11 protein-coding genes are annotated in these 12,642 nt (G+C 41.5%); 3 read left to right on the forward strand and 8 right to left on the reverse strand.

Annotated elements, in window-relative coordinates:
- Nucleotides 1–263: 263 nt before the first annotated feature.
- From DQW11_RS08580 to DQW11_RS08605, 6 genes are all read right to left on the reverse strand, one after another.
- Complete coding sequence (locus tag DQW11_RS08580) at nt 264–1,646, reverse strand: peptidylprolyl isomerase (protein ID WP_113923726.1); 1,383 nt, start codon at nt 1,644–1,646, stop codon at nt 264–266.
- Nucleotides 1,639–2,541, reverse strand: coding sequence for a peptidylprolyl isomerase (locus DQW11_RS08585; RefSeq protein WP_113923634.1), 903 nt, complete (start codon nt 2,539–2,541; stop codon nt 1,639–1,641). Before DQW11_RS08585 ends, DQW11_RS08580 begins: the two co-directional genes overlap by 8 nt.
- A complete protein-coding gene (locus tag DQW11_RS08590) occupies nt 2,495–4,504 on the reverse strand; it encodes a peptidylprolyl isomerase (RefSeq protein ID WP_113923635.1) in 2,010 nt (669 codons plus the stop codon). The genes DQW11_RS08585 and DQW11_RS08590 overlap by 47 nt, the downstream gene beginning before the upstream one ends.
- Before the next feature lie 88 nt (nt 4,505–4,592).
- Nucleotides 4,593–5,009: an ATP-binding protein gene (locus tag DQW11_RS08595; RefSeq protein WP_113923636.1), complete on the reverse strand. Its 417-nt coding sequence runs from the start codon at nt 5,007–5,009 to the stop codon at nt 4,593–4,595.
- A gap of 2 nt (nt 5,010–5,011) precedes the next feature.
- Nucleotides 5,012–5,344 (reverse strand): STAS domain-containing protein, encoded by a 333-nt coding sequence (locus DQW11_RS08600; RefSeq protein ID WP_113923637.1) that lies wholly within the window; start codon nt 5,342–5,344, stop codon nt 5,012–5,014.
- A 30-nt stretch (nt 5,345–5,374) separates the two neighbouring features.
- Nucleotides 5,375–7,441: a GAF domain-containing SpoIIE family protein phosphatase gene (locus DQW11_RS08605; RefSeq protein ID WP_113923638.1), complete on the reverse strand. Its 2,067-nt coding sequence runs from the start codon at nt 7,439–7,441 to the stop codon at nt 5,375–5,377.
- 91 nt (nt 7,442–7,532) lie between these two features.
- On the opposite strand from DQW11_RS08605, the gene DQW11_RS08610 reads away from it, so the two are divergent.
- The gene (locus DQW11_RS08610; protein ID WP_113923727.1) at nt 7,533–8,252 is read left to right on the forward strand and encodes a DUF4197 domain-containing protein; all 720 of its coding nucleotides are present in this window, start codon (nt 7,533–7,535) and stop codon (nt 8,250–8,252) included.
- 1 nt (nt 8,253) lies between these two features.
- Here DQW11_RS08610 and DQW11_RS08615 read toward each other — a convergent pair whose 3' ends face one another.
- Together DQW11_RS08615 and hemW are read right to left on the reverse strand one after the other, a co-directional pair.
- Complete coding sequence (locus DQW11_RS08615; RefSeq protein WP_113923728.1) at nt 8,254–8,568, reverse strand: DUF721 domain-containing protein; 315 nt, start codon at nt 8,566–8,568, stop codon at nt 8,254–8,256.
- A 21-nt stretch (nt 8,569–8,589) separates the two neighbouring features.
- Nucleotides 8,590–9,717 (reverse strand): radical SAM family heme chaperone HemW, encoded by a 1,128-nt coding sequence (gene hemW / locus DQW11_RS08620; RefSeq protein WP_113923639.1) that lies wholly within the window; start codon nt 9,715–9,717, stop codon nt 8,590–8,592.
- Between the two features lie 48 nt (nt 9,718–9,765).
- On the opposite strand from hemW, the gene DQW11_RS08625 reads away from it, so the two are divergent.
- Both DQW11_RS08625 and DQW11_RS08630 read left to right on the forward strand, forming a co-directional pair.
- Complete coding sequence (locus DQW11_RS08625) at nt 9,766–11,490, forward strand: POTRA domain-containing protein (RefSeq protein WP_113923640.1); 1,725 nt, start codon at nt 9,766–9,768, stop codon at nt 11,488–11,490.
- A 3-nt stretch (nt 11,491–11,493) separates the two neighbouring features.
- Nucleotides 11,494–12,612, forward strand: a complete 1,119-nt coding sequence (locus DQW11_RS08630; RefSeq protein ID WP_113923641.1) for a DUF4271 domain-containing protein — start codon at nt 11,494–11,496, stop codon at nt 12,610–12,612.
- The last annotated feature ends 30 nt before the right edge of the window (nt 12,613–12,642 follow it).

Consider the following 12,642-nt stretch of genomic DNA (forward strand, 5'->3'; position numbering starts at 1 on the left):
CTTCCCAAATCGGGGAGCTCTTCTCTTTTAATTTTCAAGATTGGTATGTTTTTTTGAATTTAGACTATTCTGCCTCTGCCTAAAAAAAACGACCAATGCCGAAATTATTGGGGTCGTCACCCTGAGTAAAGCGAAGAGTCTCTTTTATTTTGAGATCTTTCTCCCGTACAGCTGTCGGGATCGTACTTAGGATTCAAGATGACGCGAGGTGATTTGCAATTTGCGTGGCTGTGGACTATGGACTGCCAGCTATGGACTATTGATTACTTTTTCCCCAACACATCGCACCTGTCATAAGCAGGATCTAAATCGATGAAGACATCTTCTTTTGCGGTGACAAACCATCGGCTCAGCATTCCCTCCTCTTTTCTTCTTTTGGTGGCGGCTTTCATTTTTTCGTAATCGTCCTCCAGGTTGGCCCGGTGTGCAGGAAACCTTTCTTTGTAGTACAATATCCTGACTTGGGGTCCTTCCCTTTCGGTTTCAAATCGAATCGGTGGGGTGATAGAGCCGACTTTCATGCTGTCCAAGGTGAAGTATAAAACAGGATCATCAAGGGTCCTTAGTGTAAGCCTGCTTGAATTGTTGTTGGGATCCACAAAGAAACCGCCGTTGTCAGAAGTCGCTCTGTCTTCAGAGCTTTCTTTTGCAGCTTTTGCAAAATCTATCTTTCCCGAAATGATAGCTGTCCTGATGCTGTCCAAGAACCTTTCGGCATCAAGAATATCCTGTTCGGAAGGTTCGGGGCGGATCAGGATATGGCGGGTATTGAAAGTGTTTCCTCTTTTTTCCAAAAGCTGGATCATGTGAAAACCAAAAGAGGTTTCTACGGGATCGCTGATTTCAAGTACTTCCATGCCAAGCGCTGTCGCCTCATACTCGGGAGCAAGTTCACCCCTTCGGAAAAATCCCAGTTCACCGCCCAAAGGTGCTGATCCGGGGTCTTGTGAATATTGCTTTGCAAGGGTCTGAAAATCAGCTTTCCCATCCATGATCTGATTTTTGAGCTCCCTGAGTTGGGCTGTAATCTCGTTTTTTACTTTTTGGTTTACCTGGGGTTTTTTGACGATCTGTCCCACCATCACTTCTGCAGAAAAGAAAGGAAGCGAATCCTTTGGAATATCATTGTAAAATTTGCGGACGTCAGCAGGAGAGATAGAAAGCCCCTCTGTAATTTTTGCCTGCATTTTTTGGACAATAAGCTGCTCCTTCAACATGTCATGAATCTCAGTTTTCAATTGGTCAGCGGTCTTTCCGTAAACTTGCGCAAGCATGGCTTCGTCTCCACCAAACTGCTGCATCACCATGGAGAACCTTTGGTCTGCTTGGAACATCACCTCTGCATCTGTGACCATGACAGAGTCAATTTCTGCCTTGGCAATCATCAATTTATTGATAAGCAATGACTCAAACACCTCACACCTCGTGGGAGGCTGAATGTCCTGTTGGGCTTGTGCAATGGCCTCAATGTAGGTTTTTTGAACCTCGGACTCCAACAGAATGTAATTATTTACTTTGGCTACTATTTTATCCAGTACCTGACCGGTGGGAGGGGGAGTTTCTGTTTTTACTTCCGTCTGTGCTATAGCCTGAATCATGGTCAGGTTCAAGAAACAAAAGGCCAGTAAATAATTTAATCTACTCATATATTTTGAATTCATTTTTTTCAAGTGCTCGGTTATAAACTTCTTTCTGTAATTGATCGACGAGTTCAATCCTCCTTTTGTTGATCAGGATTTTGGTTATTTCATCCCTGACAAATTCTAGTGGTGGAACTTGTTCCTGCAATTTGTATTCCAATATCCTGAAATAATACCTGTAGCGGTCGTCATCAGTAATCACATGCTTGTTGTTTCGAACCAGTTCCACCTTATTGGGATGGTTGGACAAAGGCGTTTCAATAATGATGTCATCTAACCTGACCCAAGTAGAATCCTCAAGAAAATGGTTTGCTCCGGCACTGACCGCCAAAGCTTTAAAGGACTCTTTGTCTTTTTGATTCTGTGACCGCAGCAACCTTTCAATCTGTCGGTTTTGCGGGGATTCTTTTTCGATTTTCACAAAATTCACCCTGACAATAATTTCTTTGAGGCTGAAATTGACTTTGTTGACCTGGTAATAATCTTCAATTTCCTGTTGACTGACGTCGTTGTTCAGGTTTTCCGCCACATACTTTTTTTCAAATTCATAGACCATCAGGGCATACTTGTAGTCCAGAAGTTTCCTGTTGATTTCGGCTTCGTCAAAAGCCATTGATTTGCCCGCTTCTTTGATAAGGAGTTGCTTTCTTACCCAAGACTGAACATACCTCTCGGCGATATTTGCACTGTCTTCCTCAGATTTACTTTCTGATTTGATAAAAGAAAGCTCTGATAAGTGTAAGTTTTGGTTTCCTACTGATGCGATTATTTGGTCTTCTTCGTCATTTCCTTCGGATTTGAACCTGAAGAAATCACATGCCCCAATCGTTGCCAAAAGGAGGATAAACAAGAGACTACTTCGCCACTGCAAGGTCAAATATTTTCTGTTTTTCTGCTTCATTGATCTGGACAGCGTATTTCTCCTTCAGGGTAGAGATAAGTTGCTTGTCCAGGAATTCCTGATAGTCCTGTATCACCTTGCCTCGGGTTTCTTCAAATTTCTTTGGGCCGGGCAATACCTTTTCCCCCAATACCACCATGTAGGTTTTGTTTTCCAGCCTCAGTTCTTGAAAATTCAGTGCCATATCAGCATTTTTCAAGATGGGATGTTGCTGCCATTCAAAGATGCCCTCCGATACCGTAAAGGCCAGGGGGTTGTTGATCAGGAATGTATTTTCCAAACGGTCAACCAAATTGGGCTGGTATTTTTTGTCAGACAAAAATTTACGGACGGAAGGAATGCTTTCTTCTTTTGCCATCGTGAGTATCAAGGCCTGAATTCTTTCATTCCATTGGTATCTTGAAATATTCTCTTGGTAGAATTTCACCTGACCCAAGCTGTCCTCGATGGCTTTTTGCCAAACTTGCTCATTCATAAGGGAGAAAAGCAGGATTCCGTCTCTGTATTCCTGAATCATAAGCCTGTATTCCTCATTGTTGGTCATCAGATCATTGATCTCGGCTTCCTGAAGGTTGACTTCTACATACTTGTCAAACCATGTTTGGAAATAATTCTGGGGATTGGTCCGGACGACTTGCTTGTCTTCTGCAATAAAATCCAAGAGACCTTTCACGGTTTTTGGTTTGTTGTTGATGCTGAATAAAACCGAATCCAACAGATTTTTTGATTTTAGGATTTCTGCTATTTCCTGCCTGGAAGTAGTTGTAAACAGGCCATTGACCGAATCTACCAATACTTCATTTTCAACAAATCCATATTTTGATTTTTGGATAGCCACTACCTGTGATTGGATCAAGGTGGACCTGCTGTCTCTCAGAATCCTTGATTTGATGGAAGACTCCATTTCCTCATAACTTGCAAGAGGTTTTTTGCCTTCCAATCTGATGATATGGTAACCAAATGGAGTTTTGACCGGAGGTGAGATTTCACCTTCCTCCTGCAATGAAAATGCAGCCCTTTCAAATTCCGGAATGACGGATCCCAAGCCTATCCAAGGCAAGGTACCTCCTGTGTTTTTGGTGCCTGCATCTTCAGAATACAGCTCACAGATTTCTTCCCATGAACTTTCAGGTTTTTGCAGTTCGGTGTAGATTTCACTTACTTTTCTTAAAATTCTTTCCTCTGTGACGGGATCATTTCCCTGGGAGCGGACCAAAATATGGGAAACTTTTACTTCGCCGGGATTTGGCTGACGGTCTTCCAATTTGATGATATGGTATCCGAAATTGGTCAAAATAGGATCAGAAATCTGACCTACCTGCATGGAATAAGCAGCATCCTCAAAAGAGGAAACCATCTGTAAGGCGGTGAAATACCCAAGATTTCCTTTATTGTCCTTTGCGGAGGGATCATCAGAATGCTCAAATGCCAATTCATTGAAGTCTGCACCGTTTTCAGCTTCCTCTTTCAGTTTCAGTGCCATTCTCAAAACAGAGATCGTATCAGCCTGACTGGCATTGGGAGGAAACTGCAACAGGATATGGCTGGCTTTGACTACTTCCTTCATCCGGTTGTAGGCTTTCATGAGTTCACCTTCCTGCAGGGAATTTTTAATCAAAAATGGCTGGGTCAGGTCGTCTTTGAACACTTCGAATTCTCTTTCAAACTCTTCAGTTTTGTCCAATCCAAGGCTTTCTGCCTCTTTGACTTTGAGTTTGTAATTGATGAAAAGTTCCAGGTTTTCAAAAAATTCCTCTTCAGAAATCTTGTTTTCAGAGTTTTTGAATTCCCTGTTTTTGGACAGCATATGCAAAAATTCATCACCGAATACGGCATTGTCACCAATGGCCAATAATGGCGAAGGGATATCCTCCTGTATTTCTACCGGCGCAACTGTGGATTTCGGGCTGCATGAAAATGCTAAAATCAGGAGTAAATAAAGAAATCGACTTATATTAATCATAAATGAAAGGCCGGAAAACAAGTGCAATGTTACAAATTAAATTGAAAAATTCGGGTGGCACTGACTAATAAGATGCCTTAATTAACAATTATTTGGAATTCAGAATTTTATATAACCTGCAGATATTTTTGTTTTCAAAGGATTCAAACTCGATTTTATCCATAATCCTTTTCACCAGGATGATACCAAGGCCACCCTTTCTTTTGGATTTGATGACCTGGGATATCTCAGGTTCCTGGTACTCCAGGATATTGAATCCCTCACCAAAATCCAGAATTTCAAAAACAATCAATGCTTTGGAAGAAATTACATTGAGGTCAATATATTCATTGGAATTGCAGTCATGGGAGTGGATGATCAGGTTGGCACAGACTTCTTCCACCGCCAAGATCACTTGATGTTGCTCAATTTCAGACAATTGGGTCACCTTTAGAATAGATTCTAAAAACTGTCTCAGGTCAGACAATTGGGCTGTATCGCAATATACTCTTAATTGGGAATTCATATTTAACCCTTCAGGGCTTCTTCTTTAGAGGGCCGGATATCGATCAGTTGGTCAAGTCCCAGGATATGAAATACCTGAAACACCTTATCTTTTAGCGCGAAAATGACCATTTTGACATTGTTTTCTTCAAATTCATCGAGGTAGGACATGAATACACCCAAGCCTGCTGAAGAGATATAATCAAGCGCTGCACAGTCAATCAAAATGCTTTTTGCTCCATCCTGAACCACCTCACTGATGGCGGCATCCAATTCGACGGAGTTGCTGGCATCGATCTCCCCGGTCAAAATGAGATTCCAAATGTCATTTTCTAAACGTTTTTCTATGTTAAGCATCTTCCTAATTACGGTTTTGTTAATGATTGGTTATGGGTTAAACTTGATCACCATAATCGAAAAGTCATCATCGGGAATTCCTCCCTCGCCAACAAATTGATATACTTGGTTGATAATCCTTTCCTTGATTTGGTCTGCACTCAGATTTTTATATTTCATCAGGGATGCTTTCAGGTTTTCATAACCGAATTCCACTCCTTTTTTGTTGGTAGCTTCTATGATGCCGTCTGTATACAATACAAGAATGTCCTCGCTTTCGTACCTGAACTCAGACTCATGGATGTAATTCCTGTAATTTGCATTCCTTACAATTCCCAATCCCAATCCATCCGCACTCAGGTATCCTGCTTTGTCCTCACTGTGGTCATAAAACAAGGTGGGACAATGTCCTGCACGGCTATATCTAATGGATTGTCGGTTGGTATCCAACAGAAAGTAGGAAGTGGTGATAAAGTGGTTTCTTTCCAGGCATTGGCTCAGGGCAATATTTGCTTTGTACAAAAATTCCCCCGGGTTTGGTTTGAGCTGAACCAGACTGTGGAAAATACCCTTCATCTGGGACATATTGAAAGCTGCCGAGGTACCTTTACCGGAGACGTCCCCGATGATAATGGCAAAAACACCTTCATCCAGGTCTTTGGTTTCATAATAATCCCCACCGACTTCATCTGCCGCTACTGAAAATCCGCAAATCTCAAATTTTTCATTGTGGTGAAGCTCCTTGGGCAATAAACTCCGCTGTACCCGCTGCGCAATTTTTAACTCCTCTTTGTACCTTTCTGTTTTGATGGCTTCATTGAGCAGCCTGTAATTTTCGACCGAAATGGAGGCCTGCCCGACAAATGTGGTGATGATATTGATCATTTCTTTGTTGAACCCATCCCGCACTTCTTTGACCAGATACATCCTTCCGATGGTTTTTTTATTGACTACCAAAGGAATCAAAAAGGCCGATTTGTAGATATTGTGGGGAATTTTTCCATAGAATTTCCTGATATCATTATCCTCCATCGACCAATCAAACTCCGAGAATGGCTTGATGGTTTGGAACAAAGCCACAATCTCCTCCCGTATTTCCTCATCAATGAACCTTTTCTGGATCATTTGGGGAATATTGTCTTTGTCCAATATCTCCAGCCAACCTCCATCGGCGTAGGAGGCACTCATACTGGAATCTATCAATATATCCAAGACCTGGTTTTCGTCCTGTCCGGGTTTGATGGATTGGCTTAGCCTTTGAAAATTGATGGCTTCCACCAGTTTTTGCTCAAAGACTGAAGAGGTAGGCAGATTGAACAACGTCACCAAAAAACTGAACAGGGCATAGATAAATACAAAGGCAAAAAGCCCGACCAAAAACAAATTATCTGTCAGGTTGACAAATGAAGTAACTCCGATGTCGGTGTAAGACGATAAACTGGAAAATAGAAAAGTGGTACAGACTAAGATAATAACCAGAAATAGGATGGATTTCCATTTCTCCTTGAAAGTCAGGTAAGGAATCCACTTCAGGTTGATGGAGAGGGAAGCAGAAAATATCGTCAGGAATACAAATCCGAAAATAAAGCTGTAGTCGAAGTTATTTTTGTTGATGAATACAAAAAACATACTCATCAGCATCAAAACCTCAAAAGCTTGCCATTGCTGCACCACCTTTTTGGATTTTTGATACAGGATCAGGTGCTTCCAAAGCAATGAAGTTGAAATCAGAAAAAGGGAAATAAAGGCAAAATTGACATGGTAGAAGAAATTACTCAACAAAGGATCGGAACCCAATTTGCTTTCCCCCAACATTATGTAAAAAATTTTGATCCCAAAGGAAATGATGGTCGCCAAGAGCCCTGTCGATACACCGCGCCAGATTAGGTTTAGAAAATCAATATTTTCGTTTTTGTTGATCGAGTAATTGTAAAAGACATAAACAAGAATAAAAAAGAGAACCTCAAGGATATAGGATATCTCGGGAGCGAGGGTATTTTCCATCTGATTTACTGATTGGAAAATCCTCGTGATGTCTACAAAAAGCAAAGCCAACCAAGTCAGGATGGCTACCAAAATACTTATTTTACCGATATTTGGAGTAGGGAGTTTAAGCATTCTTGGAAATTGAATACAATAATACTGAAACAAACTTAATTTTCCTGAAAGCGTTAAATGCCATAAGTCTAAATAAATGTTAAAAAACCATATGCGATTTTACAAGATTTCTATTCTGATATTTTTTGTTTTTCTATACAGTTGCTCCTCCGCCCAAATCAATAAACTGATCAAAGATGTCACCTCCGGACAGATTCCTTTGTCTCAGGATGAAGTTGCTGCGGGATTGAAAGAGGCGCTTGAGCAGGGAATAGTGAAGGGGACTGACCTGGCATCCAAGACAGATGGTTATTTTAAGAACGACCTGATCAAAATCCTCCTTCCTGAGGATGCTCAAAAAGTAGAAAAAACCCTTCGAAATATGGGTTTGGGCAGCGAAGTGGACAGGGCCTTGCTCGCCATCAACCGCGGTGCGGAAAGAGCAGCCATCGAGGCAAAGCCGATTTTTGTGAATGCTATTAAGCAGATGAATATCCAGGATGCTCTCGGAATATTGAAAGGAGATGCCACAGCTGCCACAGATTATTTGAAGAGGACAACCAATGCCCAATTGGTAGAACTCTTCAAACCGAAAATCCAAGCATCCTTGGATGAAGTCGGTGCGACCAAGTACTATGGAGACCTGGCCAATTCCTACAATAAAATCCCGCTCACCAAGCAAAAAGTCAATCCTGACCTGAATGCTTATGTGACCCAAAAGGCCATTGACGGTTTGTTTGTGCTGATTGCGGAGGAAGAAAAAAATATCCGCGAGAACCCATTGGGAAGAACTTCAGACCTAATGAAAAAGGTATTTGCGCAGCAGGATTGATTTAAAGAAAAACAACATCTTCAATCACCCCTTTGCCAAACTTGGATTCGATTAGTTCCATGACTTTGGTCCGGTTCATTTTCAGTTCGTTCTTGACAGGTCCGGAGCTGATTTTGACAAAAAGTTTCTTTTCCTTGATATACAGGCCTGTGGTGCGTGAAGCAACCATTTTGCCCATCAGTTCCGGCCAGGCCTGCAAAAGCAACCTTTCGTCAAATTTATCCTTGAGCCGGTAAGCTTTCAGCAAATCATCAAAAGCCTCCTTCAGCGGTGTCGCTTCTTTCTTTCTTCCTCCGTTGTTGCCGTACTTTTCCATCATGTCCAAAGGTAATTTTATTTAAGGTAAAAAAAGAGATTCAGCAATGCTGTCTGCCAACAATCTTCCTTTTTTGGTCAGGATAATTTTGTTGGTTTCTTCCAGAATGAGTTTTTCTTGCCTTAACATCTTGAAGGTATCGTTTTTCAAATCTGCCAGATCATAACCTGAATTGTCCTTTAGATAAGTCAGGTCTGTTCCCCAGATGGTTCTCAAAGAAGTCAAGATGTAATCATTGGCCGTATCTTCTCCGCTGAGAATTTCCTTGTTATAGATGGATTCCGCGTTTTTTAGCTTTTTGATGTACTGGGCATTGTTGGCAATATTCGATCCCCGGCTTTTTCCGTCAAAAGAATGCGCACTTGGGCCGATTCCCAGATAAGGAACACCAAGCCAATAATTGGTATTGTGGAGGGCAAACTGTCCAGGCTTCCCAAAGTTAGAAATCTCGTATTGGACATAGCCGGCATCTTCCATGGACTGCATGAGGATTTCAAACTGTTCGGCAGCAAAATCCTCCGAGGCAGCCTTGTACTTTCCTTTTTTGTGCCAATTTCCCAATGCCGTCCTAGGCTCCACGGTCAGGCAATAGCTGCTGATATGTCCGGGGTTTTGGGACAATGCGATCTCGAGGTCTTTTTTCCAGATATCATGGTTGGCGGAGGGAAACCCATAGATCAAATCAACGGATAACTTTTCAAATCCTGTTGACTTGGCCGATTCGATGGCTTTCAATGATTCCTCCGCTGTATGGGCACGGTTATAAAATTTTAGGATCTCAGGATTGAAGGTCTGTATACCGATGCTCAACCTGTCGATTCCCAGAGCTTTCCAGTTTTGGAGGTTTGAAGTATTGAGGTCATCGGGATTTGCCTCTAAGGTCACTTCTTCCAAATTCAAAGGATAATATTTGGTGGCTGTATTCAAGATTTTTTCCAATTGGGATTTGGAAAGCAAGGAAGGTGTACCGCCGCCAAAATATATTGTCTTGACTGAACTTCCTTGAGGCAGGAAATCTTTTCTTCGCTCTAATTCCAAGCAGATGGAATCTACCATCTCCTCGATCAGGTCTTTGTTGGTGCTAAAGTGAAAATCACAATAGTGACAGGCTTGCTTACAAAAGGGGATATGGATGTAGATACCGGACAATTTATTTACTTTTAGCCTTCAAAGATACTTAAACCTAGCCGGTCAAAGGTGAAAAGAATCCTCATTTTCCTGTTTCCATTATTTTGCGCATTTGGTTCTCCCGGATATTCCCAGGGAGGAAAATGGTTCCGTTGGGAATTGTCAGGGGCTTTGGCGGTGCAGGAAGAGCAGGTTTTTAGGGATTCTGTGGAGGTTTCTAATTTTATTAGAGGAAAATACCGGGAGTTATATAGTTTGGGCTATTTGGCACCTTTGGAAACAATTGTAAAATCTACACCGGATTCACTATGGATCAAAGTGGCTACAGGTGAAAGGTTTGAATGGGTAGTGCTCAGGCCGGGCAATGTCGACCCTGTATTGATGGTCAAGGCCGGTGTGGACCTGAAAAGGTTTTCAAGAAGGCCTTTTGATTACAGGCAAATCTCAAGACTTTTTGAATCCATATTAAAGGAATCGGAAAATAGGGGCTATCCTTTTGCAGCGGTCAGGATTGACAGTTTGGAAAGAAGCGGTAAAGGGTTTTCCGGTGCTTTGGACCTCGATTCCGGTCCCTTGATAACTTTTGATTCCTTAAAAATCACCGGAGGGACCAGAACCAAGCCGGAGTTTCTATCCCGTTTTTTACAGATCAAGCCGGGACAGGTTTTTTCGCAGAAAAAAATCGATGAGGGAATCCGGCAAATACGCGGACTGCCTTACCTGAGATGGGGCGGTGAACCGGAACTCAGTTTTCAGAATGAGCAAGCGACGATGTACCTTCCGATTGAAGACCGAAGAATCAATTCCATCGATGGCATCATCGGTTTTTTACCCAATGAAAATGAAGGGGGAAAACTTTTGGTAACAGGTCAGTTTGATATTGCATTATATAATGTAGCCGGAACAGGCCGGAATTATGAACTCCATTGGCAGCGGTTCAACCAACTTTCCCAATCATTGAAGATTTCGGGATTTGAACCCTTGCTCTTGGGCTCAAACATCGATGCAAGCATTTCTTTTTCTCTGTTGAAAGAGGATACCACTTTCCTCAACAGGGATTTTAGACTCAATTTTGGTTACAGGTTCAGCTCAGACGGATATCTCAGTTTTTTTACAAGACGTCAGGCAGGAGACTTGCTGGCTGTCAATGGACTTGAAGAAATCACCCAGCTGCCGGATGCAGGTGATTTCAGGTTCAACAACTACGGGCTCAACTACCGACATATCTGGTTGGATGATGTTTTTTTCCCGAGAAGAGGGGCTTTGGCCCAAGTTGAATTTGCCATTGGCAACAAAAACATATTGCAGAATACCGGCCTTCCGCCTGAGCTGTACGAGAGCATTGAACCCAAAACCCTTCAATATTATATGGAGGCAAAGTTTGAAAAGCATTTTTATCTCTCCCCCCGTTGGGGAATTTTCACCAGATTGGCAGGTGGAACAGTAGAAAACAAAAATTTGCTCTTGAATGATTTGTTCAGGATTGGTGGACTTCAAAGCATCAGGGGATTCAATGAGAATTTCTTTTTTGCCGACAAATACCTCTATCTCAATTTTGAGCCAAGGTTTTATTTTGATACCTACTCTTATTTTATGATTTTTGCCGATATGGGAAGATTAGAAAACAGCGTTCAAGGTTTTGGAGTAGATCAAACCTTCTCAGCGGGGTTGGGATTCAGCCTTGAAACAGGTAATGGAGTTTTCAACTTTATATATGGCCTTGGCCGTTCCAATGCGCAGGATTTTTCTTTCAACCTTTCCAAAGTCCACTTTGGATATACCGGTAGATTCTAACAGATGAAAACATCCTATTTCAGTATCTTACTTTTTTTGGTTTTCTGGAGTAGCTCTCTTGGGGGTTTCTCGCAGGTCTTGGAAAATTATAATCCGGAAATTCGGGAAATGTATCCTGAAACTATCCGAAAATCCAATGACAAAATTCAGGTAAAATTAGATTTGAAGACCTTTCCAAACAGTACTTTTAGATTTGTGTTTCCCGGTCAATCCACTTTGTTTTTAAAAGACAAGCTTTGGCTTCAAACCACTAAGGACACCACTTTTGTAATGCCTTTGGCAGATTTTCAAGGATTTGTTTCAGAGGCTGATTCTGCAGGAACATTGATGACCATTATCAAAACAGGGATCAATGGAAGTAATGTCTCTATTGAAAAAGGATTTTTTGAAAATTACGTAGCTCCAGTCGCAGCAGCGGGACCTTTAAAGCCGATGCCTGAAAGGCGGGAAGTGGATGGTTTCAATGACTTTTTCTTTTTTGCCATTGTCAGTATCCTGTTTTTGATTGCGGTGTACAAGTTGATTTATCCTTTGGTGTTGAAATTGATCCTGATGCCCACTTCCGTCTTTTCTGCGGAGGATTTTTCGGAGTCTAATTCTGTTCAAAAGTTCTTTTCCCTTGATGTAATCTTTTATTTGTTGCTGATGAATATGATGGCGTTTTTGTTGCTGATGCTTTTTGTAAAGACATTGGGCAATGAAAGTCTGCAATTTATCGTCAGCGGAGATGTGAACCAATATTTTCTAAGCTGGTTATTGGGCTCAGCCTTACTGATAATTTTTGCTGTGTTGAAATTTGCCTTATTGAGATTTTTGGGGTTTGTGTTTGATTTGAAAAAAATTGTGATCCCCCACTTTTTTTATATGCTCAGGATTATTTCCATAACAATATTCGTTATGGCCTTCATTATTAGCATTATTGTTTTGAACGGATTCGTGGAATTAGAAATAACAATTAAATATTTGCTTTATGGCTTTTTTTGGATTTATATGGTCGGGGTCCTGATGCTATTTCTAATCATGTCAAATCGGGTGTCCTTTAAAAATTACCATTTATTTGTTTACATTTGCAGCGCAGAAATAGTCCCCCTTTTATTCCTTTCGAAGGTAATCATAGGGTGAATTCAAGTGAAAAAGTCCAAATGCTGAAGT

It is taken from the genome of Cognataquiflexum aquatile, assembly GCF_003316845.1.
In the GTDB taxonomy this organism is placed as follows: Bacteria; Bacteroidota; Bacteroidia; order Cytophagales; family Cyclobacteriaceae; genus Cognataquiflexum; species Cognataquiflexum aquatile.

What these genes read in the sequence shown, in the direction of transcription:
- DQW11_RS08595 (WP_113923636.1), bottom strand. Translation starts at nt 5,009, where the DNA reads ATGAATTCCCAATTAAGAGTATATTGCGATACAGCCCAATTGTCTGAC.
- DQW11_RS08615 (WP_113923728.1), bottom strand. Translation starts at nt 8,568, where the DNA reads ATGGAAAAGTACGGCAACAACGGAGGAAGAAAGAAAGAAGCGACACCG.
- DQW11_RS08610 (WP_113923727.1), top strand. Translation starts at nt 7,533, where the DNA reads ATGCGATTTTACAAGATTTCTATTCTGATATTTTTTGTTTTTCTATAC.
- DQW11_RS08605 (WP_113923638.1), bottom strand. Translation starts at nt 7,441, where the DNA reads ATGCTTAAACTCCCTACTCCAAATATCGGTAAAATAAGTATTTTGGTA.
- DQW11_RS08600 (WP_113923637.1), bottom strand. Translation starts at nt 5,344, where the DNA reads ATGCTTAACATAGAAAAACGTTTAGAAAATGACATTTGGAATCTCATT.
- DQW11_RS08585 (WP_113923634.1), bottom strand. Translation starts at nt 2,541, where the DNA reads ATGAAGCAGAAAAACAGAAAATATTTGACCTTGCAGTGGCGAAGTAGT.
- DQW11_RS08580 (WP_113923726.1), bottom strand. Translation starts at nt 1,646, where the DNA reads ATGAGTAGATTAAATTATTTACTGGCCTTTTGTTTCTTGAACCTGACC.
- DQW11_RS08590 (WP_113923635.1), bottom strand. Translation starts at nt 4,504, where the DNA reads ATGATTAATATAAGTCGATTTCTTTATTTACTCCTGATTTTAGCATTT.
- DQW11_RS08630 (WP_113923641.1), top strand. Translation starts at nt 11,494, where the DNA reads ATGAAAACATCCTATTTCAGTATCTTACTTTTTTTGGTTTTCTGGAGT.